Origin of the sequence: Erythrobacter sp. A6_0 (assembly GCF_017744235.1) — a bacterium.
Classification (GTDB): domain Bacteria; phylum Pseudomonadota; class Alphaproteobacteria; order Sphingomonadales; family Sphingomonadaceae; genus Qipengyuania.
This window is the reverse complement of the sequence record NZ_JAGHQR010000002.1, coordinates 144,187-165,163: the sequence shown is the minus strand read 5'-3', so window position 1 is coordinate 165,163 and position 20,977 is coordinate 144,187. Positions and strand designations below refer to the sequence as shown.

21 protein-coding genes are annotated in these 20,977 nt (G+C 64.6%); 16 read left to right on the top strand and 5 right to left on the bottom strand.

Annotated elements, in window-relative coordinates; translation table 11 throughout:
• The first annotated feature begins 9 nt into the window (after positions 1-9).
• The 12 genes from J7347_RS06500 (at position 10) to J7347_RS06445 (ending at position 9,483) form a co-directional block, all read left to right on the top strand.
• Positions 10-1,131, top strand: coding sequence for a Re/Si-specific NAD(P)(+) transhydrogenase subunit alpha (locus tag J7347_RS06500; protein ID WP_209161388.1), 1,122 nt, complete (start codon positions 10-12; stop codon positions 1,129-1,131).
• A gap of 69 nt (positions 1,132-1,200) precedes the next feature.
• Positions 1,201-1,800: a fasciclin domain-containing protein gene (locus J7347_RS06495; protein WP_209161387.1), complete on the top strand. Its 600-nt coding sequence runs from the start codon at positions 1,201-1,203 to the stop codon at positions 1,798-1,800.
• 141 nt (positions 1,801-1,941) lie between these two features.
• Complete coding sequence (locus J7347_RS06490) at positions 1,942-2,226, top strand: NAD(P) transhydrogenase subunit alpha (protein ID WP_067682077.1); 285 nt, start codon at positions 1,942-1,944, stop codon at positions 2,224-2,226.
• Positions 2,227-2,267: 41 nt separating this feature from the next.
• On the top strand, positions 2,268-3,707 hold the full coding sequence (locus J7347_RS06485; protein ID WP_209161715.1) for an NAD(P)(+) transhydrogenase (Re/Si-specific) subunit beta: 1,440 nt from the start codon (positions 2,268-2,270) through the stop codon (positions 3,705-3,707).
• Positions 3,708-3,726: 19 nt separating this feature from the next.
• Positions 3,727-4,071, top strand: a complete 345-nt coding sequence (locus J7347_RS06480) for a hypothetical protein (protein ID WP_209161386.1) — start codon at positions 3,727-3,729, stop codon at positions 4,069-4,071.
• The gene (locus tag J7347_RS06475; RefSeq protein ID WP_209161385.1) at positions 4,068-4,385 is read left to right on the top strand and encodes a hypothetical protein; all 318 of its coding nucleotides are present in this window, start codon (positions 4,068-4,070) and stop codon (positions 4,383-4,385) included. The genes J7347_RS06480 and J7347_RS06475 overlap by 4 nt, the downstream gene beginning before the upstream one ends.
• 105 nt (positions 4,386-4,490) lie before the next feature.
• Positions 4,491-5,186 (top strand): amino acid racemase, encoded by a 696-nt coding sequence (locus J7347_RS06470; protein ID WP_209161384.1) that lies wholly within the window; start codon positions 4,491-4,493, stop codon positions 5,184-5,186.
• A gap of 123 nt (positions 5,187-5,309) precedes the next feature.
• Complete coding sequence (locus J7347_RS06465) at positions 5,310-6,428, top strand: S8 family serine peptidase (RefSeq protein WP_245173888.1); 1,119 nt, start codon at positions 5,310-5,312, stop codon at positions 6,426-6,428.
• Between the two features lie 130 nt (positions 6,429-6,558).
• Positions 6,559-7,731: a deoxyguanosinetriphosphate triphosphohydrolase gene (locus tag J7347_RS06460; RefSeq protein WP_209161383.1), complete on the top strand. Its 1,173-nt coding sequence runs from the start codon at positions 6,559-6,561 to the stop codon at positions 7,729-7,731.
• Complete coding sequence (locus J7347_RS06455) at positions 7,724-8,425, top strand: NAD(P)H-binding protein (RefSeq protein ID WP_209161382.1); 702 nt, start codon at positions 7,724-7,726, stop codon at positions 8,423-8,425. Before J7347_RS06460 ends, J7347_RS06455 begins: the two co-directional genes overlap by 8 nt.
• Before the next feature lie 9 nt (positions 8,426-8,434).
• On the top strand, positions 8,435-8,887 hold the full coding sequence (locus tag J7347_RS06450; RefSeq protein ID WP_209161381.1) for an ABA4-like family protein: 453 nt from the start codon (positions 8,435-8,437) through the stop codon (positions 8,885-8,887).
• Entirely contained in the window at positions 8,878-9,483 is a 606-nt protein-coding gene (locus tag J7347_RS06445; RefSeq protein ID WP_209161713.1) for a DUF938 domain-containing protein, read from the top strand. Before J7347_RS06450 ends, J7347_RS06445 begins: the two co-directional genes overlap by 10 nt.
• A gap of 48 nt (positions 9,484-9,531) precedes the next feature.
• On the opposite strand, the gene J7347_RS06440 is transcribed toward J7347_RS06445, so the two are convergent.
• Positions 9,532-9,678: a hypothetical protein gene (locus J7347_RS06440; RefSeq protein ID WP_197465570.1), complete on the bottom strand. Its 147-nt coding sequence runs from the start codon at positions 9,676-9,678 to the stop codon at positions 9,532-9,534.
• A 124-nt stretch (positions 9,679-9,802) separates the two neighbouring features.
• Here J7347_RS06440 and J7347_RS06435 point away from each other — a divergent pair, with 124 nt between their 5' ends.
• The gene (locus J7347_RS06435) at positions 9,803-10,033 is read left to right on the top strand and encodes a hypothetical protein (RefSeq protein ID WP_233999335.1); all 231 of its coding nucleotides are present in this window, start codon (positions 9,803-9,805) and stop codon (positions 10,031-10,033) included.
• 6 nt (positions 10,034-10,039) lie between these two features.
• Here the strand turns inward: J7347_RS06435 and J7347_RS06430 are convergent, their stop codons facing one another.
• Complete coding sequence (locus J7347_RS06430) at positions 10,040-11,569, bottom strand: CpaF family protein (protein WP_067682053.1); 1,530 nt, start codon at positions 11,567-11,569, stop codon at positions 10,040-10,042.
• Positions 11,570-11,782: 213 nt separating this feature from the next.
• Here J7347_RS06430 and J7347_RS06425 point away from each other — a divergent pair, with 213 nt between their 5' ends.
• The 3 genes from J7347_RS06425 to J7347_RS06415 all read left to right on the top strand — a co-directional run bounded on the left by J7347_RS06425 (position 11,783) and on the right by J7347_RS06415 (position 17,067).
• On the top strand, positions 11,783-12,703 hold the full coding sequence (locus J7347_RS06425; RefSeq protein WP_209161380.1) for a DMT family transporter: 921 nt from the start codon (positions 11,783-11,785) through the stop codon (positions 12,701-12,703).
• Between the two features lie 83 nt (positions 12,704-12,786).
• On the top strand, positions 12,787-14,610 hold the full coding sequence (gene glmS / locus J7347_RS06420) for a glutamine--fructose-6-phosphate transaminase (isomerizing) (protein ID WP_209161379.1): 1,824 nt from the start codon (positions 12,787-12,789) through the stop codon (positions 14,608-14,610).
• Positions 14,611-14,721: 111 nt separating this feature from the next.
• On the top strand, positions 14,722-17,067 hold the full coding sequence (locus tag J7347_RS06415) for an EAL domain-containing protein (RefSeq protein ID WP_209161378.1): 2,346 nt from the start codon (positions 14,722-14,724) through the stop codon (positions 17,065-17,067).
• 28 nt (positions 17,068-17,095) lie between these two features.
• Here the strand turns inward: J7347_RS06415 and purQ are convergent, their stop codons facing one another.
• From purQ to J7347_RS06400, 3 genes are all read right to left on the bottom strand, one after another.
• Positions 17,096-17,773, bottom strand: coding sequence for a phosphoribosylformylglycinamidine synthase subunit PurQ (gene purQ, locus J7347_RS06410; protein WP_209161377.1), 678 nt, complete (start codon positions 17,771-17,773; stop codon positions 17,096-17,098).
• A complete protein-coding gene (purS, locus tag J7347_RS06405) occupies positions 17,773-18,006 on the bottom strand; it encodes a phosphoribosylformylglycinamidine synthase subunit PurS (RefSeq protein ID WP_067682044.1) in 234 nt (77 codons plus the stop codon). Before purS ends, purQ begins: the two co-directional genes overlap by 1 nt.
• A gap of 85 nt (positions 18,007-18,091) precedes the next feature.
• A complete protein-coding gene (locus J7347_RS06400; protein ID WP_209161376.1) occupies positions 18,092-20,965 on the bottom strand; it encodes an insulinase family protein in 2,874 nt (957 codons plus the stop codon).
• Between the last annotated feature and the right edge of the window lie 12 nt (positions 20,966-20,977).

Genomic DNA, 20,977 nt, shown 5'->3' with positions numbered 1-20,977 from the left:
CGCGCGCCCGTGCGGATCGCGATCCTGAAAGAGACGGCACCGGGCGAAGCCCGCGTCGCCGCGACGCCCGAAACGGTGAAGAAATTCACCGCTCTGGGCGCGACGGTCGCGATCGAGGAGGGGGCGGGGGCCGCCGCGTCTTATCCCGACGAAGCCTATCGCGAAGCAGGGGCGGAAGTGCTTCCCACGGCCCGCGCCGTCGCGGACGCGGATATCGTGCTGGGCATCCAGGCCCCGCCGGTCATGGCACTGGCGGGCGCGAAGAAAGGCGCGTGGGTCGCGGCGAGCTTCGATCCCTTCCGTCAGCAGGAGCTGGTGGCCGATTACGCGAAGGGCGGGTTCGAGGCGCTGGCGATGGAATTGATGCCGCGCATAACCCGCGCGCAGAGCATGGATGTCCTGTCCAGCCAGTCCAATCTCGCGGGGTACAAGGCGGTGCTGACAGCGGCCAACGTCTATGGCCGCGCCTTTCCGATGATGATGACCGCCGCAGGCACGGTGCAGGCGGCGCGCGTTTTCGTGATGGGCGTGGGTGTCGCCGGGCTTCAGGCGATCGCCACGGCCAAGCGGCTGGGCGCGCAGGTTTCCGCGACCGATGTGCGCAGCGCGACGAAGGAACAGATCCAGTCGCTCGGCGCGAAGCCGGTCTTCGTGGAGAATGTCGCCGGGATCGAAGGCGAGGGTGCGGGTGGCTATGCCACGGAAATGAGCGAGGAGTACCAGAAGGCGCAGGCCGAACTGGTTTCCAACCACATCGCCAAGCAGGACATCGTAATCACTACCGCGCTGATTCCCGGCCGTGCGGCACCGCGCCTGATGTCGGACGCGCAGATCACCACTATGAAACCGGGCAGCGTGATTTTCGATCTGGCAGTCGCGCAGGGCGGCAATGTCGAAGGCTCTTCGCCCGATGAGGTGGTCGAAAAACACGGCGTCAAGATCGTCGGCTACACCAATACCGCAGGCCATCTGGCAGCCGATGCCAGCGCTTTGTTCGCGCGCAACCTCTTCAATTTTCTCAACGCCTTCTGGGACAAGGACGAGGGCCGCCCGGTGCTCGACGAAGAGATTGGCGATGCGATCCGCCTGACGCGCGATGGCGCTGTCGTGCACCCGAAACTGGCTTCCTAGGCGGGTTTCGGAACTCTCGCTCCTACCATCCGTTGCATACGGGACGGGGATAGGAACGAAAGTTTAATCATGAAAACCACTTTGAAACTCGCGGCCATTTCGGCCGCCGCGCTCGCGCTCACCGCTTGCCAGACCACTGTCGACGCAGATGCCGACGTCGATGCCGCCGGCATGTCCGCCGGGACGAGCGTGATGGTCGGCGGTGCGGCGATGTATCCGAACCGCACCATCGTCCAGAACGCGTCCGCCGCATCGAACCTCACCACGCTGGTCGCGGCCGTGAAGGCGGCTGGCCTCGTCGACACGCTGAGCGGGCCGGGCCCCTTCACCGTGTTCGCGCCGACCAATGCGGCCTTCGACAAGGTGCCCGCCGCCACGCGCACCGCGCTGATGCAGCCCGCCAATCGCGACATGCTGCGCGGCGTGCTGACCTATCACGTCGTACCCGGCACGCTGACCGCCGCCGATCTGATGCAGCGTATCCGCGCCGGTAACGGGACCGCCACGCTGACCACGGTGCAGGGCCAGACCCTTCGCCTCAGCATGATGGGCAATCAGATCATGATCAACGGCCAGGCGGGTTCCAGCGCGCATGTCACGCAGGGCGATGTGCGCCAGTCGAACGGCATCGTGCACGTGATCGACGGGGTGCTGACGCCTTCGATGTAAGGCGAACCCTCTAAAGGTTGGGGGCCGCGAGCGTCACATGACGTTCGCGGCCCTTTTCGTTTGAGGGATAGCCGATTTTCCGCGCTCGACTTGTCTCCGGGTGCTTGCAATAAAGGGCTCCTGCTTCGGGAGGGGGCTCACTTGGACTTCATCACCATCCTGTCGATCTTCGTGCTGGCCTGCTTCGTCGGCTATTACGTGGTCTGGTCGGTCACGCCCGCGCTGCACACGCCGCTGATGGCAGTGACCAATGCGATTTCCAGCGTCATCATCGTCGGCGCGCTGATCGCGGCGGCGGCAGCGGACGTGCCGGGGGCGAAATGGCTCGGGCTGCTCGGGATCGTGCTCGCCAGCGTGAACATTTTCGGCGGCTTCGCGGTGACGGCGCGAATGCTGGCGATGTATAAGAAGAAGGAGAAGAAGTGATGCTTCGCCTTCTGCTTGCCGCGCCGTTCGCGGTCCTGGCCATGCCCGCCCATGCCGCCACAGGAGAGACCGTAAACCCGTGGGTCGCGCTCGCCTATCTCGTAGCGGGCGTATTTTTCATCCTCGCGCTGCGCGGCCTGTCCAGCCCTGCGACGAGCCGAACGGGCAACCGCTTCGGCATGGTCGGAATGCTGATCGCCGTCGTGACGACGCTGGTGACGCACGACATCGCAAATCTGGTCGAAATTCTGATCGCCATCGCTATCGGCGGCTTGATCGGCGTCACCATCGCCCGACGCATCGCGATGACGGCGATGCCCGAACTGGTGGCGGGCTTCCACTCGCTGGTCGGTCTTGCCGCGGTGCTGGTGGGTTGGGCTGCCTATCTTAATCCCGGCGCGTTCGATCTGCTCGATCCGGGCGGGGCGATCGATCCGGTCAGCAAAGTCGAGATGGGCCTCGGCATCGCCATCGGGGCGATCACCTTTTCGGGCTCGGTCATCGCCTTCTTGAAGCTCTCCGGGCGGATGAGCGGATCGCCGATCCTCCTGCCCGCGCGGCACATCATCAATCTCGGCACGCTGGCGGCCATTCTCGTCCTGACGGCTTTCTTCGCGCATACGCCGGGGGCGGAGGCGAACCTGCCCTTTATCGTCGCGCTGACCGTCGCGGCCTTCGCGATCGGCTTCCTGCTGATCATTCCCATCGGCGGGGCGGACATGCCGGTCGTGGTGTCGATGCTGAACAGCTATTCGGGCTGGGCGGCGGCGGCGATGGGCTTCACGCTCGGCAATTCGGCGATGATCATCACCGGCGCGCTGGTGGGCTCTTCGGGCGCGATCCTCAGCTACATCATGTGCCGCGCGATGAACCGCAGCTTCCTCAGCGTGATCGCAGGCGGTTTCGGCGCGGATGCGGGCGGTGGCGCAGGCGGCGAAGCGCGCGAACAGCGTCCCTACAAGCAGGGCAGCGCCGACGATGCGGCCTTCATGCTCGAACAGGCGGAGAAGGTCATCGTCATCCCCGGATACGGTATGGCGGTCGCGCAGGCGCAGCACGCGCTGCGCGAGATGACCGACATTCTCGAGGAAAAGGGCGTGGAGGTGAAGTTCGCCATCCACCCCGTCGCCGGGCGCATGCCGGGGCATATGAACGTGCTGCTGGCCGAAGCGAACGTGTCCTACGACAAGGTGTTCGAACTGGAGGACATCAACAGCGAATTCGCTCAGGCCGATGTCGCCTTCATCATCGGCGCCAACGACGTGGTGAACCCGGCGGCCAAGACCGACAAGAGCTCGCCCATCTACGGCATGCCCGTGTTCGACGTGGACAAGGCCAAACAGGTCTTCTTCATCAAGCGTTCGATGGGCGGGGTCGGCTATGCAGGCGTCGACAACGATGTGTTCTACATGGACCAGACCATGATGCTGCTGGCGGATGCCAAGAAGATGGTGGAGGAAATCGTCAAGGCGCTCGACTGAGCGAAAAGGCGATCCAGCCATGCGCAAGGTTCTGATCCTTATTGTCGTCCTGGCACTCGCCGGAACCGCCGCCTGGCTTTATTTCGGCGGCGTGGAGCGCGTGACGGAGACCCGCGTGCGCACTGCGCTGACCGAACAGGGCGTCCCGCCCCGGCTCGCCGAATGCATGGCTGGGCGGATGACCGACCAGCTGACGATCGCGCAATTGCGCAGCCTCGAACGGCTCGCTCCGCTGGAAGGCGAGCCCGGCATCCCGCTTGCGCCCGGCGACGTGATCGCGCGATTGGAGCGGGTGGACGATCCGCAGGCCATCGAAGTGACGGTGCGGGCGGCGGCGGGCTGTTCGCTGGGGATTTCGCTGTGAGATATGCGGCGCTTGTCCTTGCGCCGCTCCTTCTGGCCGGATGCGTCCAGGCCATCGCCGAGAGCCGCGTGCGCAGCGCGTTGAGCGAGGCAGGCCTGAGCGATCGGGTGTCCGATTGCATGGCCGGGCGCATGGTCGATCGGTTGACCATCGAACAGCTCAGGAAGCTCGAACGCCTCAAGACCCGCGCCTCGGAGCGCGATCCCGTTACGGTGAGAGATTATCTCGGTCGGGTCGCCAGAGTGGGCGATGCCGAAGTGGTGGCCGTGACCTCGTCCTCCGCCGCGCTCTGCGCCACCGGCCTCGCCGACTGACCTGTCGCGGGCCCGGGTGTCGGAACCCCCCGCTACCCGGATCGTTGTGCCCGAAACGAACGACCTCGCCCGATAGATGGCGGGTGCCACAGGAAGGACGGTGCATTGCGTAAGCTAGGCCTCATAGGGGGGATGAGCTGGGTCTCGACCCGCGCCTATTACGAACGGATCAATCGCCTCGTGCAAAAGGCGAAGACGCCGGTGCACAGCGCACCGCTGCTGATCGAAAGCCTCGAATATGCACCGCTTTATGCCGTGCGCGAGGAAGAAAGCTGGGACGAAGCGGCACGCACGCTGATCGAAAGCGCGCGGCGGCTGGAAGATGCGGGCGCAGGCGCCATCGTGATCGCGGCCAATTCCATGCACCGGGTTTATGATCGGGTCGCCGAAGCGATCGGAATCGAGATCATTCATATCGCGGATACGGTCGGCAAGGCGCTGGAGGGGCACGATATCGGCGAGGTGCTGCTGCTCGGCACGCGGCCGGTAATGACCGAGAGCTTCTATCGCCAGCGCATCATCGGCCATGGCGTGGACTTGCTTCCTCCCGACGAGGACGATGTCGAGATGGTCGATTCGATCATCTACAAGGAACTGATGCTGGGCAAGGTCAGCCGCGATGCCGAACGCGCGCTCAAGACCATCATCACGCGCAAGGAACAGCGCGGGGCGGGCGCGGTGATCCTGGCCTGCACGGAACTGGGCCTGGTCGTGGATACCGACGCGAACGTCCTGCCGGTGTTCGATACTACCGACACGCACTGCCAGGCGGCTGCCGACTGGATACTGGCGAAGGACTGAAAAGAAAAGCGTCGCAATCCTGTAACACTATTGCAAATTTCGCGAAAATTCGACGTCCGCTCTTGCACGCCGGTCTGCAGGCGGCATGCTGCCCTTCTCGTAACTCGGGAAGGGACGTTACACATGAAATCAGGTACTTTGGGTCGCCTCGCCATGGTGAGCGCAATGGCGCTCGCAGCGGCGGGCATCGCCGCGCCGGCGGCAGCGCAGAAGATCGACAACAGCTATATCTGCGTCTTCAAGGAAGGCACGGTGGCGCGTGGACAGGAGAGGGCCCAAGCGAACGCCGCTGCCGCAAATGCGGGCGGAAACGTCAATCACGTCTACACCCGCGCCATTCGCGGTTTCGCTGCGAACATGTCTGCCCGCGGCGCTGCGCAGATGCAGGCTTCGAACCCGCGCATCGCCTATTGCGAGCAGGATCAGGTGGTGAAGATCGTGCAGGGCAAGCCCAACAAGGGCGGCGGCAGCACGGGTAGCGCTTCCGAAACCACGCCCTGGGGCATCGCGCGCGTCGGCGGGGGGCAGACGGGCGCCACGGGTCGCGCTTTCGTGATCGATAGCGGGGTGGACCTCGATCACCCCGATCTGAACGTCAACACCGCCATGTCGCGCAGCTTCACGCGGGAAAAGAACGGGGATGACGGCAACGGCCACGGCACGCATGTCGCCGGGACGATCGCCGCCATCGCGAACAACAATATCGGCGTGGTCGGTGTAGCTGCCGGGGCGGAAGTCGTCGCGGTCAAGGTGCTGACGCGCAGCGGTTCGGGATCGAACAGCGGCGTGATCGCGGGCGTGGACTATGTCGCACAGGTCGGGCGCGCGGGCGATGTCGCCAATATGAGCCTTGGCGGCGGGGTTTCCACCACGCTCGACAATGCGGTGATCAATGCCGCGGCCGGCGGGGTGAAGTTCATCCTCGCGGCGGGCAATGAAAGCGACAATGCGGACAATCACTCGCCCGCGCGCGCCAACGGACCGAACGTCTATACCGTGTCCAGCTTCGCGCAGGGAGATAATTGGTCCAGCTTCTCGAACTTCGGCAATCCGCCGGTCGATTACGCGGAGCCGGGCTCGTCGATCTACTCTACCTATAAGGGCGGCGGCTATGCCACTCTGTCGGGCACGTCGATGGCGGCCCCGCACCTTGCGGGCCTGCTGCTGCTCGGTCCGGTGCGCTCGGGCGGGACGGTCAACGGCGATCCGGACGGCAATCCGGATACCATCGGCGTTCGCTGATTTTTCGATCTGGCTTCGGGGGCCGTGCGTCGTTCGCGACGCGCGGCCCCTTTTTTATCGGCGCCTGACTTGAGGTTGCCAATCTGTTCACGTTGCCGCTCGGGCGTAGCTGACCTAGGCGCTCCGCTCGATGGATCGCGCAGCATACGCCTCGGACCCGGCCTTCTCGCGCGGGCGGGAATTTCCCGTAGCGAGCGACATCGCGCGCGGCGAAGTGCGCGGACCGCGCAGCGAGTTCCAGCGCGACCGGGACCGGATCGTCCATTCGATCGCCTTTCGCCGCCTGCGCTCCAAGACGCAGGTCTTCGTCGCACCTGATGGCGACCATTACCGCACCCGCCTGACGCACAGCCTCGAAGTCGCGCAGATCGGTCGTGTCCTCGCCCGCGCCCTTCGGTTGGACGAGGATCTGACAGAGGCGCTCTGTCTCGCCCACGATATCGGCCATCCGCCCTTCGGCCATGCGGGGGAGACGGCGCTGTCCGCTGCGATGGCGCAGGCGGGAGGATACGATCACAACGCGCATTCGCTGCGCACGCTGGCGCGGCTGGAAAGCCCCTATCCGACGCATGACGGCCTCAACCTCACCTTCGAGACGCTCGAAGGCCTCGCCAAGCATAATGGCCCGGTCGCTTCGCCGAACTGGGCGCTGGCCGAAATCGACGCCGCGTTTCCGCTCGATCTTGCCAGCTGGCCTTCGGCGGAAGCGCAGATCGCCAATGTCGCAGACGATATCGCTTACGACAATCACGATATCGACGATGGTCTGCGCGCCGGATTCCTCCAGCTCGACGACCTGCTGACGCTCGATTTCGTCGCCGACCAGTGGAAGCGGGTCGAGGCGCGCTTCCCCCATGCCGAGCATGAGCGCAAACTGCGCGAACTGGTGCGCGGGCAGATCGGGATCATGGTAAACGACGTGCTGGAGCATAGCGGATCGCAGCTTGCAGGGGTCGGCAGCGTCGATGACGTGCGGGCTGCGGGCCGGGCCCTCGCCGGGTTCTCACCCACCATGCAGGCCCAGGAACGCCGCCTGAAAGCCTTCATGTACGAGCGCCTCTATTATCATCCCGATCAAAAGCAGACCGCCGAACGCGCACGCGACGTGATTGCGGCGCTTTTCGTGGCCTATAGCGAGGATGCGGGCGCGCTGCCCGAAAGCTGGCGTGTCGGCCTGCCCGAGCGGGAACCCGAACGCAGCCGGCATATCGCGGATTTCATCGCGGGCATGACCGATCGCTTCGCCATCGACCAATATGCCCGCATCCATGGTCGGGTGCCCGAAGGCCTGCGCAATGTCTGATGCAATGCGCCTGGCGCTGGTGGGCGCGACCGGGCTGGTCGGGCGGCATGTGGTCGAAGCCTGCGTGGGGCGACGCGATCTGCGCCTCGCCGCGGTCGCGCGCCGCGAAATGGCTCTGCCCAAGGGCGCGACCATGGAAATGTTCGTGGCCGAGCCTTCTCATTGGGGGGACGTCTTCGAAGCCCTGCGCCCGCGCGCGCTGATCTGCGCGCTCGGGACCACCTGGAAACAGGCAGGCGAGGACGAAGCGGCGTTTCGCGCGGTGGATTACGATCTGGTGCTGGAAACGGCGCGCGCGGCGAAGACGCAAGGGTGCGACCGGATGGTGGTGGTCAGTTCGGTCGGGGCCGATCCGCACGCGAAGCAGTTCTACCTGCGCGTGAAAGGCGAAGTCGAACGGGAACTTGGCCGCGTGGGATTTCACCGTCTCGACATTCTGCGCCCCGGCCTGCTGCGCGGCGACAGGGGCGGAGACCGGCGCCCGGGGGAAAGGCTGGCGATCGCGGCGAGCCCGCTGTTCAACCTGCTACTGCACGGCAAATACGCGCAATACCGTGCCATTGAAGCGGAAACGGTCGCGCAGGCATGCTTGGCGCTGGCCCTGAAACCGGCGCGGGGACGCTTCGCCCATTCCAATTCGGGCATCGAGCGCGCCGCGCGTAGCCTGCCCCTGCCGACGGCGGAACTGGACTAAGGAGCGCAGATGGCTTGGGAAACCGTATTCGGGATCGCGAATGTCTGGGCGATGATCTGGTGGGCCGGACTGATCTTGGGCCCGCGCTGGGCGGCCTTGCTGTCGGGCGTTCTGTTCGCCGGGATCGGATTGCTCTGCCTCGCTTACGCTGTCTTGCTCGGCCTGATCGTGAGCGGTTCGGTCGATCCCATCGGGGCGAGTGGCGGGGCCGATTTCACCACGATTTCCGGCGTGCAGGCGATCTTCGCCAGCAAGGGCGGGGCGGTGGTCGGCTGGATCCACTATCTCGCCTTCGACCTGTTCGTCGGCCTGTGGATCGCGCGGGATGCGGATGCGAAAAACTTCTCCCGCCTGCTTCAGGCGCCGATCCTGCTCGCGACCTTCCTGGCGGGCCCGCTCGGCCTGCTGGTCTGGCTGGCGGTGCGGGAACGGCGAGCGCGGCAGGGCGGACGCTGGCAGTGAAGCGCCACGCGCCTGCCACCGCGCGCAATGCCGAGCCGCTCGCGAACGTTCTCGCAAGCGAACTGCCCGAAAAGGGTCTGGTTCTGGAGATCGCCAGCGGGACGGGAGAGCACGCGGTCTTCCTCGCACGACGTTTCCCGCAATTGCGCTGGCAGCCGAGCGACCGGGACGAAGGGGCACTGGATTCGATCCGCGCCTGGGCCAGCGAGGCGGCGCTGGAAAACATCGCCGATCCGATCCTCCTCGACGCGGCGAGCATCGAATGGCCGATCGAGCATGCCGACGCGCTGCTTTGCGTCAACATGGTCCATATCAGCCCGTGGGAGGCTACCGAGGGATTGTTCGCGGGCGCGGCAGAGGTTTTGGGGCGGGGGGCGCCCCTGATCCTCTATGGGCCCTTCATCGAAGACGGCGTCGAGACCGCCGCTTCCAATCTGGCATTCGACCGAAGCCTGAAAGACCGGGATTCGCGCTGGGGTTTGCGCAGGCTGGACGATCTCGATCGCCTGGCTGCGAAGCATCGTTTCGTACGCACCGAGCGCCACGCCATGCCCGCCAACAATCTGGTTCTCGTCTACCGACAGACCGAAGGCTGACTGGCGGACTGCGGAGCACCCGCCGGAAAGGGCGGAATGCTACCTGAATCAGGTGGCGTTATCGACGTCGTTCGCGACCGATTCGAGATCCTGCCCGATGCCGCGCACCGTGTTGCACGCAGCGGTCGAGATGGTCATGGCGGCGAGGCCGAGGGCGATGATGATCTTGCGCATGGCGATAAATCCACTCTTCATGATTGAAGCCGATCCCGGCTCGCGCTCAGACTAGCCGGGGCGATCTCTCCGAGCCAGTCGGCTATTCCAAGTCGTCGCGCTAGCGGTCTTGCCGTTTCGCGCGGCTGAACCATATGGCCGTGCTGTGACCGAACCCGATTTCCTGCTCTTCGCCAACGATGCGCAATTGCTGGCAATGGGCGGCGGATTGCTCGTTCTGCTGGCAGTGATCGCGCTGGCGATGGATCGCCGTCGGTCGCGGCGCAAGGATATCGACCGGGTCGGCTGGGTGCCGTGGACCGGGCTGTTCCTGATGCTGGCTGTGCTTGGCGGCGGGATGCTGGCGCTTGCCCTGCCGGTGGTTATCGCGGGATAGAAGCGGTCAGAGGCAGGCTTCGAGATAGGCCTGGTCGAAGCCGAACTGGCGCGCCTTTTCGAGCGTATAGGGTCGCAAGCCGCTGGAGCGGTATTCGCCCATGATCTTGCCATCGTCGCCTTCGTCCAGATATTCGAATTTGAACAATTCCTGCGTCACGATCACGTCGCCTTCCATCCCGATCACTTCGGTGATGTTGGTCGTGCGGCGCGAACCGTCGCGCAGGCGCTTGACCTGAACGATCAGATCGACGCTTTCCGCGATCTGGCGGCTGATGGCTTCTTTGGGAATCTTGATGTCGCCCATCAGGATCATGTTTTCCATACGGCCGAGGCATTCGCGCGGGGAATTGGCGTGGAGCGTACACATCGAGCCGTCATGGCCGGTGTTCATCGCGGCGAGGAGATCGAAACACTCCGCGCCGCGAATTTCGCCCAGAATGATCCGGTCGGGGCGCATACGCAGGGCGTTCTTCACGAGGTCGCCGATCGTAATCGCGCCCTGGCCTTCGAGGTTTGGCGGGCGCGTTTCGAGCGGCAACCAGTGCGGCTGCTGCAAGCGAAGTTCCGCCGCGTCTTCGATCGTCAGCACGCGTTCGCCCGGGTCGATCATCTTCGACAGGGCGTTGAGCATGGTCGTCTTGCCCGAGCCGGTACCGCCGGAGATCACGACGTTCATGCGGCACGCGCCCGCGATCTTGAGCGCGGTGGCCATCTTCTCGCTCATCGAGCCGAAGCCTTGGAGCATGTCGATCGTGATCGGCTTTTCGGAGAATTTACGAATCGAGATCGCCGTGCCGCGCAGCGAGAGCGGCGGGACGATCACGTTGACGCGGCTGCCATCCTTGAGGCGCGCGTCGGCAAGCGGAGTGGTCTGGTCGACACGACGGCCGACCTGGTTCACGATCCGCTGCGCGATCTGGAACAGGTGCTGTTCGTCGCGGAACTGGATCGGGGCGAGCACAAGCTTGCCCTTCTTTTCGATATAGGTCTGCTGCGGCCCATTGACCATGATGTCGGACACATCGGGATCGGCGAGCAATTCCTCGAGCGGGCCGAAGCCGAGCAGCTCGTCGACCAGCACCTTTTCCAGGGCAAACTGTTCGCGCCGGTTGAGCGTGACCTTGAGCTCGGCCAGCACTTCAAGAATGATCGGGCGAAATTCTTCGGACAGCTCGTCCTTGGTCAGCGTGGCGGCCGCTTCCGGATCGACGCGTTCGAGCAGGCGGGGAAGCACCTGTTCCTTGATCTTGTGGACGCTCGCTTCGAACCCGCCGACCTGCGAACTGGTGTCGTGGACCGCGTTCATGCGGTCTTCCAGACGCGCCATCGCTTCGGATTTCTGCGCGCCGCCGCCGGTCTGCGGCGAGAGTGCGTCGTCGGGAAGCGGTGGGAACTGCTCGCCTCCGTCGCTTTCGGGTTCGAATTTCGGCGGGGCGGGCGGGCCTCCGCCGCGCATCGGCTTGGCGACTCCGAATTGCGGACGTGCGCCGGAGGACATTCCGCCCGGTCCGTTCTTTCGTCCGAATGCACTCATTCCCGACAACCCCCAGGCGCGACTGTATTTTCCGGCATGCTTAGAGGCGCGGTTTCCGGCGCTCTCTTTCGAGAGAAGGTGAATAGTTTGGAAACCTTAATTTTTCCTAAGCCGATGTTCTCACTCCGCTCGGGCGTGCCGTGCGCTGTCGCCAAAGCGGAGTGGCATGGTTAAGGGCGATTGCTTCGCTATCGCAAAGGCCCTGCAATCATCATGCAACAGGATGACAGAAGCGGATTGCTGCTTGCCGCCTCGGGCTTCGCCTCGCTTTCGGTCGGCGATGCGATCGTCAAGACGATGGCGGGCGAATGGTCCCCGCTTGCCGTGGCGGCCTTGCGCTTTTCGATCGGTGCGATGGGGCTGGCGTTCTTGCTGTTTATCAAGGAGGGGCGCTCAGGCTTTCGGCCGAGCAATCCCTGGCTCCAGGTCGGGCGTGGGGCGTGCCTGGCCGGTGCGACGCTGTGTTTCTTCTCTGCGATCTTCGCCATGCCGCTGGCGACTGCGATGGCGCTGGCCTTCGTCTCGCCCGTCTTCGTCGCGATCCTGAGCGGGCCGCTTTTGGGCGAAAAGGTGCGTCCTCTCGTCTGGGTGGTCTCGGCGATCGCTTTGTGCGGCGTGGCATTGATCCTGCGGCCCAATCTTGCGGCCCTGGGCATGGTGGCGCTGTTGCCGCTCGCCTCCGCAGCCTTCTTCGCCCTGATGGTGATCATGAACCGGGCCAGCGCCGGTCAGGGCAGTTCGTTGTCCATGCAGGCATTCATCGCTCTGTGGGCAACGCCGTTCCTGATCGCGGCCGCGGCTATCGGACATTTGAGCGGGCAGCCGAACCTCGCCGTTGGCATGCCCGACTGGAGCGTTGTCGCGCGCTGTGCCTTGGTGGCGCTGACCGCCAGCAGCGCGCACTGGCTCGCCTATCTTGGTACGATGCGGGCCGGAGCGGCGACCATCGCGCCTGTCACCTATATCCAGATGCTCGTCGCGACGACGCTTGGCTATGCCTTGTTCGGCGATGTGCCCGATCTGGCGACATTTGCTGGCGCGGGAATCATCATAGGGGCAGGGCTCCTGCTGTGGTCCCGTACCGCCGCGCGCGCGCCGTCGAACGAACCGTCGGGTCTGACCGGGCCGAAGTGATCGATCCGGTTTGTTGATACTTTCGGGATTCACGCTAGAGCGAGCGCAATCTCGACCTTTGCGAATTCAGGACCTTTTCTACCATGTGCGGAATTATCGGTATCGTCAGCGAGAGTCCGGTCGCGGATCGGCTTGTCGACGGCCTCAAGCGGATGGAATATCGCGGCTATGACAGCTCCGGCGTCTGCACCATCCACGATGGAGACCTGATCCGCCGCCGCGCCGAAGGTAAGCTTTCCAATTTGGTCGAAGAGCTGAAGCGGCAACCCGCGCCGGGCGAAATCGGGATCGCGCATACCCGCTGGGCCACGCATGGCGCGCCGAACGAAAAGAACGCCCACCCGCACGCGACCGAACACCTCGCCGTCGTCCACAACGGCATCATCGAGAATTACAAGGAATTGCGCGCCGAATTGCGCGGCGAAGGCCGTACACTGGAAAGCGATACCGACACCGAAGTGGTCGCGCACCTCCTCTCGCGCGAGGTCGAGAACGGGGCGGCGCCCGAAGACGCGGTGAAGACCGTCCTGCCGCGCCTGCGCGGCGCTTTCGCGCTGGCGATCGCATTCCGCGCGCATCCCGACATGCTGATCGGTGCGCGGCTCGGCTCGCCCCTGGTGGTGGGCTATGGCGAGGGTGAAACCTTTCTCGGTTCCGATGCGCTGGCGCTCGCACCGCTGACACAGCAGATCTCCTATCTCGAAGAAGGCGATTGGGTGGTGGTACGCCGCGATGGCGCGCAGGTCTTCGACCAGGAAAACGAACCTGTTGAGCGCGAGATCACCACCTCCGGCGCGTCCGCCGCAGCGACCGAGAAGGGGAATTACCGCCACTTCATGCAGAAGGAGATCTTCGAGCAGCCGACCGTGGTGGCGCAGACGCTCTCCTCCTATATCCACCGCGCCGACAATTCGGTGGCGCTGCCCCAGTTCGATTTCGACCTGTCGAGCATTCGCCGCGTGACGATCGTCGCCTGCGGCACGTCTTTCTATGCCGGCCTGGTGGCGAAATACTGGTTCGAACACTTCGCCCGCGTGCCGGTCGATATCGATGTCGCATCGGAATTTCGCTATCGCGAACCCGTGCTGGAAGAAGGCGGACTGGCGCTTTTCATCAGCCAGAGCGGAGAGACCGCCGATACGCTGGCGGCCCTGCGCCACTGCAAGGCGAACGGCCAGACCATCGCCGTCGTCGTCAACGTGCCGACCAGTTCGATGGCGCGCGAAGCCGATCTGCTGCTGCCGACCCATGCCGGGCCCGAAATCGGCGTCGCCTCCACCAAGGCGTTCACCTGCCAGCTCGCCGTGCTGGCCGCTCTGGCCGCACACATAGCCGTGAAGAAGGGGCTGATGGACCGGGCCGAGGAAGAGGATGTGGTCGCCCACCTGCTCGAAGCGCCTGCCTGCCTCAACGCCGCGCTCGATCATGACGCCGATATCGCCGCGATGGCGCATTTGATCGCCCCGGCGCGCGACGTTCTGTATCTTGGGCGCGGACCGGATTATCCGCTCGCGCTCGAAGGGGCGCTCAAGCTGAAGGAAATCAGCTACATCCACGCCGAAGGCTATGCCGCTGGCGAAATGAAGCACGGCCCGATCGCCCTGATCGACGAAAAAGTGCCCGTGATCGTGATCGCGCCGTCCGGCCCCCTGTTCGAAAAGACCATTTCGAACATGGAGGAAGTCCGCGCTCGCGGGGGACAGATCGTGCTGGTCTCGGATGCGAAAGGGCTAGAGGATGCAGGCGAGGGATGCCTGGCGACGATCGAAATGCCGCGCGTCCATCCGCTGATCGCCCCGCTAGTCTACGCCGTCCCGGTTCAGCTGCTCGCCTATCATGTGGCCTGCGTCAAAGGCACCGACGTCGATCAGCCGCGCAATCTGGCGAAATCCGTCACGGTCGAATGAGGATTTTCGATGGGTAGGGATCGGCATATCGCCGGTTCCTGCCGATGCCGGGGAAAGCCCTGGTTTACTTCGAAATAACCTTTTTCCGGCTATTGCGCCGGCGTGAGCGAAATGAAAGATCCAGACACGAAACCGGACCGCCTGAGCGTTGCTGCGGTGATCGGGCTCTCGCAGTCCGGCGCGGATGACTGGTCGGCGGTGCAAGGGGCGCGATACGCCCTTCTGTCGAAACGGATTTTCGCACGGCAGGTCTTGCATCTGGCGGGGATGGTGCTGGTCTTCAGCCAGTTGCACACCAGCGTTTCCTGGGCGGTCCTCGGCGCGTGGGCGGCGGCGCTTTTTGGCGTCATCGCTTATGGAACGGTACTCGATCGCCAGCTTTCCGATGCCGACAAGCGGGTCTTCACCCGCAGCGAATACTGGCGGCATACCGCTCTCTTGGCGCTGAAAGGCATCGTATGGGCCAGTATGATCGCGTATCTGGCGGTCAGGGGCGACGTTCTCGGAGCCATGATCGTCTGGGGCGTGACGGCTATGCTGGTCGTGACCTCCTCGGCCAGCCGGTTCAGCGCTCCGCTCGGCGCGATCGCGTTCTGTTGCGCGATCGGTCTGATTTCTACGATCGCTTTCGCATTCGTCGGCGCCCTGGTTCCGGCCGCATTGGCTTTCCTCACCGCTTTGCTCGGGGCAGGTGCCTCAATCGAGACGGCCTGGATTTCGATGAGTGCCCAGGTCGCTCAGTCCGGTATGGACGAGAAGAGCAAGGTCGTATCCTTCCTGCTGCGCGAATATGAAGATTCCGACGCGGATTGGCTCTTCGAGCTCGATCCCGCGCGGCGGCTGCGATCGGTGACGCCGCGCCTCGCCTTCGCTCTCTCGCGCGAGCTCGGCGAGATCGAGGGCGTATCCTTCATTAAGCTGATTGCTGGCGAAGCCTGGGAAACGGGAGATTTTCCGCCCAGCCTCCACGTCCTTGCCGACAAGCTGAAGCGGCGCGAAAGTTTTTCCGATCTCGTGGTCGAAGTCTCGATTGCGGGCAAACGGCGTTGGTGGGAACTGTCGGGCACGGCGATCACTGCAGCGGATGGGAGCTATGCGGGCTTCCGCGGCGTAGGATCCGACGTGACGGAACAGCAGGAATCCTCGGCCAAGATCGCCTATCTCGCGCGCTACGATACGCTCACGGCACTTCCGAACCGCCTGATGCTCAACGAAAGCCTGGGGGCGGCTCTGCGGTATTCCGAGAAATGGCGCACGCGCTGCGCGTTTCTGATGATCGATCTGGACCGGTTCAAGGCGGTCAACGATTCGCTCGGCCACCTGATCGGGGACCGGATGCTGGCGGAAGTCGCCAAGCGCCTGAATTCCCTGATGGGCGAAAACGAAATGTGCGGCCGACTGGGCGGTGACGAATTCGCCGTCGTGATCCGCGACGCCGGGGACCGCGCCTATGTCGAAAAGGTCGCGCGTTCGATCATCGAACATCTGTCCGAACCCTATCAGATCGATCACCACGTGCTTTATGTCGGCGCCAGCATCGGGGCCGCGTTCGGGCCGCGCGACGGGCGCAGCGTGGAAGAACTGATGCGCAACGCCGATCTTTCGCTTTATCGCGTCAAGGACGAGGGCGGCGGGCAGTATCACGAATACGAACCATCGCTTCACGCCACGGCTGAGGAGCGGCGCCAGCTCGAACTTTCGCTGCGTTCGGCTCTGGCCAGCAACGAATTGTATCTGAACTATCAGCCGGTCGTGAACGCGCGTAGCGAAAATCTCGTCAGTTTCGAAGCGCTCGTGCGCTGGAACAGCGCGGAGCACGGGTTCGTCAGCCCGGCCAAATTCATCCCGCTGGCCGAGGATACGCGCCTGATCGTGCCGATCGGCCAATGGGTGATGCAGCAGGCCTGCATCGAAGCGGCGAACTGGCCGGAATACGTCAAGATAAACGTCAACGTCTCACCCGAGCAATTGCTGGAGCCCGATTTCGCCACCACGGTCGTCCAGGCCCTTTCGCGCAGCGGCCTGACACCGAACCGGCTCGAAATCGAAGTGACCGAAAGCATCTTCCTGCGCGATGCCGATGTCGCGCGGCGCGCGCTGGAACAGGTGATGGCGCTGGGCTGTTCGGTCGCGCTGGACGATTTCGGCACCGGCTATTCCTCGCTCGGCTATCTGCGCAAGCTCAGATTCTCGACCATCAAGATCGATCGCACTTTCGTCCAAGGTGCATCGCAGAACAGCGCGGAAAGCCTGGCGATCATCAATGCAGTCGTGGCCATGGCGGGCAGCCTCGGCATGACGACGACGGCGGAAGGCGTGGAGACGGCCGAAGAAGCGGCGATGATCCGCGATATGGGCTGCACCAAGATCCAGGGCTACCATTTCGGCAGGCCGATGCCGTCCGAAGAGGCGCGCGCCGTGTTCTCGCGGGCGGATGCGATCCGCTCCGCCGGGTAGAGATGCGGAGCGGGGGTGAGCCCGCGCGTCAGGCTTCGGCGAGCGCTCGCACGGCACTGTCGAACAGCACCAGCCCGTCGGTCCCGCCATGCGCCGGATCGACCGCGCGTTCGGGGTGGGGCATCATGCCGAGCACATTGCCGCGCTCGTTGAGAATACCAGCGATCGCGCGCTGCGATCCGTTGTAGTTTTCCCCATAGCGGAACGCGACGCGGCCTTCGCCTTCCAGGCGATCCAGAGTGTCCGCGTCGGCGAAATAATTCCCGTCGTGATGGGCCACCGGGATGCGGATCGACGCGCCCTGTTCGTAGCCGCGCGTGAAGACCGATTCGGTGTTGTCGACCGTCAGATCGGCGGTGCGGCAGATAAAGGTCTGCCCGGCATTGCGCATCAGCGCTCCCGGCAACAGGCCCGCTTCCGCGATCACCTGGAAACCGTTGCACACGCCCAGCACCGGCACGCCGCGCTCCGCCTCGCGCTTGACCGCGCGCATGATCGGGTTGTTCGCGGCCATCGCGCCGCTGCGCAGATAATCGCCATAAGAAAAACCGCCGGGCAGGGCGATGAAATCCAGCCGCTCTGGCAGGTCGCTATCGCCATGCCACACGCGCAGCGCAGGCGTGCCGCTCGCGCGTTCGAGCGCGACCGCCATGTCGCGGTCGCAATTGGAACCGGGGAAGGTGACGACCGCCGCGCGCCAGCTCATCAGCCGAGCCTTTCGATGCGATAATTCTCGATCACGGTGTTGGCGAGCAGCTGTTCGCACATCTTCTCGAGCGCTTCGTCGCTGGTCGAATCGGCGACGTCGAGTTCCACCGTGCGCCCGATGCGCACATCATCGACACCTTCGAAGCCCATGCCTTCCAGCGCGTGGTGGACGGCGCGGCCCTGCGGGTCGAGCACGCCGGGTTTCAGACTGACGAGAATGCGGACTTTCATCGGGAGGACCTGCCTTTCGTGGGGTCTGGCCGTATGGTCGGGATCGAGCGCGCCTATGCCGCCCTGCGCGGACAAGAGCAAGGCGTCAGGATGCGGGCGCGTCCGGCAAGACCTCGATCACGACGGCCCGCGCCGGATCGAGATAGCGCGCGGCGAGCGCCTGAAGCTCGGCAGCGGTGATCGCCTCCTGTCGCTCGGGCGCCATCAGCATACGCTCGCGCTGATCCTCCTCGCTCTGGGCGCGCGCGGTGAATGCCATCCAGCCGCCATTGGTCTTGAAGCGATTGGCGAGCCCTTCGAGCAGGGGGCGGCGCGCGCGTTCGAGCGTGTCTTCGTCCGGCCCTTCGGCAATGATCCGCTCGATCGTCGCGACCATGGCCGCGCGCGCTTCGGCGATCTGCGCCACATCGACCTCGGCCCCGATCCCGAAAGTGCCGTAGCCGGTATAGGCGTTGGACTGGCTGCTGGCGGACAGCGCGGAATAGGTCTGGCCCAGTTCCTCGCGCAATGTCTCGGTCAGGGCCAGATCGACCACTCGCGCCAGCAGGGTGAGACGGCTCGACAGCTCCCAGTCGCTTTGATCGGCGGTCGGCCAGTAGAAGCGGAGCAGCGCCTGATCCGGCTCGCCGCCATGAGTGAGAGTGAAAGTCTCGCGCCGGTCGGTGAAGCTGCGCTGGCGCTGTCCCTGATCGTAGGGGCGGAATTGCGCCTCGCGCTGCGGCAAGGCGCCGAAGGTCCGCGCCACCAGACGGATCGCTTCCTCCTCGTCGAAATCGCCGACCATCGCGATTTCGAGCGCGCCGTTTTCGAGCCGGTCCGCGATCGCTTCGCGCAAGACTTCGTAATCGAGCGCGCGATAGGCCTCGATCGGCTGGCGGGTGAAGCGCGGATCGCTGTCCGACAGGATCGGGCCGAGCCCTTCGGACAGGGCCGATTGCGGCGTGCGCCCCAGCTGCGCGAAGAAATCGTCCAGCGACCGTTTCCACGGCCCCAATCCTTCGGCGCGATAGCCCGGATCGGTGAGGTAGGCGGCCATCAGCTGCAATTGCAGCTCCAGATCGCCGGGCGTGGTCGTGGCGTTGCTCACGAAGACTTCATCGCCCGCGCCGAACGAGGCCCCGACCGAACGCCCGGCAAGGATCGACTGCAATTCGTCCCGGCTATGGCGCCCGAGCCCGCCTGCCGACAGCAGCGGCGTAAGTTCGACCGCGAGCGGTTCGGCGCGGCTTTCCAGCAATTTGCCACCGTCGAGCGTCAGGCGCACCATCACCCGATCGTCCGACAGGTCGGTGGTCTTCAGATTGAGCATCGTCCCGTTCGCAAAGCGTAGGGTACGGATGCCGAGATCGGGGATCCGTTCATCCTCCACGATTGTGCCCGGCGGGCCGAAATCGGTGTAGGCGAATTGGCCGACATCGCCCTCAGCCGGCGCGGACACGGGCTTTCGGAGAGCGGCATCGACTGCTGCGCGCACCGCGCCAAGCCCGCCTTCCGGCGCGACCCGGCCCGAAAAACGGATCAGGGGATCGTCGAGCGCAATCGCATCGGCGCGCATCGCAGCGAGGACAGCTTCGGGCGTGATCTCGGATTCGTAGCGCTCGTAGAGCGCGTAATCTTGCGCCGGGCCAGTCGGTACGCTCTCGCCGCGCGCGATCCGGAACGCTTCGGCGGTGAAGGCCGCGTTGCTGCGGGTGGCCGCATTGGCCCGCGCATTGTCGAAAGCGGTGCGCAGATTGGCGGTCTGCTCCGCGATCTCGCCCGCCGTCGGCCCGTGTTCCAGCATGCGGCGATATTCCTCGATCACCGTTGCAATCGCGCGCGGCCATCGCCCTTCCTCGCTTGCCGCCATGAGCTGCGTGCTGCGAGCCGCTTCGAAGAAATTCGACGTGGCTGCCGAAACACCGCGAAAGGGCGGGTCTTCGCTTCGTTGCAGCCGTTGGAGACGACGGCCCAATATGCGGTTGCCGACCGCGCGCAAAAGTGTGTCGCGCCGATTCGTTTCGGTGTCGGGGCGGTCAATCCATACGCCGGTGCGCCCGATCGTGACCTGCTCTGTCAGCGCCGGGTCGAGATAGATGGCCTCGCGCCCGCGATCCGCGCTCTCCACTGGACCGGCGGAAGGCTGGTCGGGCGATGATGCCGCCTGCCAATCGGCGAAGTGGTCCGTGATGGCGGCCTCGACCAGATCGGGATCGAAATCACCGACAACCACCAGCACCGTGTCGCTCGGTACGTATTCGCGTTCCCAGAAGGCGCGCAGGCCAGCGGCATCGGCTGCGGCCAGCGTCTCCTCCGTTCCGATCGGTATGCGCTGTGCCGCGCGCGATTCGGGGAAGAAGAATTCGAGCGAATCGATCGAATTGCGCAGCGCATAGGTGTTGCGCGTGCGGCGCTCTGCCAGGATCACCCCGCGTTCGCGCGCCACCGCTTCCTCGTCGAAGGTCAGTTCGCCCGCCGTTTCGCGCATCAGCATCAGCGCGGTGTCGAGCAGTTCGGGATCGGCGCGTGGCAGGTCCAATTTATACTGCGTGCGCTCCATTCCGGTCGACGCGTTCGTGTCCGCTCCGAAGGCGAGGCCCAGTCTTTCGAGCAGTTTGACCATCTCGCCTTCGGGCACATTGGTCGATCCGTTGAACGCCATATGTTCGACGAAATGCGCGAAGCCGAGCTCTTCCTCGCGCTCGTCCAGCGATCCGGCGGCGATCTCCATGCGGACCAGTGCCGTATTTTCGGGCCGGTCGTTGCGGCGGATGATGTAGCGAAGGCCATTGTCGAGCTGCCCGAAGCGCCAGGCGGCTTCGGGCGCGAATTCGCTATCGGCAAGATCCCACAGCGCCGGATTCCAACCGGCGGCAGGCTCTGCCACCTCCGCAACGCCATTCTCCCCCGCAGCATCCTGTGCGGCCAAGGGTGAGGACAGCAGGATGATAGGAAGCACGGCGCGACGCAGGATAGGCATGCCCCGTGGTAA

Bases quoted from the DNA above. Each gene is read 5' to 3' on its own strand.
- J7347_RS06485 (WP_209161715.1), top strand. From the start codon at position 2,268: ATGCCCGCCCATGCCGCCACAGGAGAGACCGTAAACCCGTGGGTCGCG.
- purS (WP_067682044.1), bottom strand. From the start codon at position 18,006: ATGAAAGTCCGCATTCTCGTCAGTCTGAAACCCGGCGTGCTCGACCCG.
- glmS (WP_209161379.1), top strand. From the start codon at position 12,787: ATGTGCGGAATTATCGGTATCGTCAGCGAGAGTCCGGTCGCGGATCGG.
- J7347_RS06455 (WP_209161382.1), top strand. From the start codon at position 7,724: ATGTCTGATGCAATGCGCCTGGCGCTGGTGGGCGCGACCGGGCTGGTC.
- J7347_RS06465 (WP_245173888.1), top strand. From the start codon at position 5,310: ATGAAATCAGGTACTTTGGGTCGCCTCGCCATGGTGAGCGCAATGGCG.
- purQ (WP_209161377.1), bottom strand. From the start codon at position 17,773: ATGAGCTGGCGCGCGGCGGTCGTCACCTTCCCCGGTTCCAATTGCGAC.
- J7347_RS06415 (WP_209161378.1), top strand. From the start codon at position 14,722: ATGAAAGATCCAGACACGAAACCGGACCGCCTGAGCGTTGCTGCGGTG.
- J7347_RS06400 (WP_209161376.1), bottom strand. From the start codon at position 20,965: ATGCCTATCCTGCGTCGCGCCGTGCTTCCTATCATCCTGCTGTCCTCA.
- J7347_RS06495 (WP_209161387.1), top strand. From the start codon at position 1,201: ATGAAAACCACTTTGAAACTCGCGGCCATTTCGGCCGCCGCGCTCGCG.
- J7347_RS06430 (WP_067682053.1), bottom strand. From the start codon at position 11,569: ATGAGTGCATTCGGACGAAAGAACGGACCGGGCGGAATGTCCTCCGGC.
- J7347_RS06440 (WP_197465570.1), bottom strand. From the start codon at position 9,678: ATGAAGAGTGGATTTATCGCCATGCGCAAGATCATCATCGCCCTCGGC.
- J7347_RS06425 (WP_209161380.1), top strand. From the start codon at position 11,783: ATGCAACAGGATGACAGAAGCGGATTGCTGCTTGCCGCCTCGGGCTTC.
- J7347_RS06460 (WP_209161383.1), top strand. From the start codon at position 6,559: ATGGATCGCGCAGCATACGCCTCGGACCCGGCCTTCTCGCGCGGGCGG.
- J7347_RS06480 (WP_209161386.1), top strand. From the start codon at position 3,727: ATGCGCAAGGTTCTGATCCTTATTGTCGTCCTGGCACTCGCCGGAACC.
- J7347_RS06450 (WP_209161381.1), top strand. From the start codon at position 8,435: ATGGCTTGGGAAACCGTATTCGGGATCGCGAATGTCTGGGCGATGATC.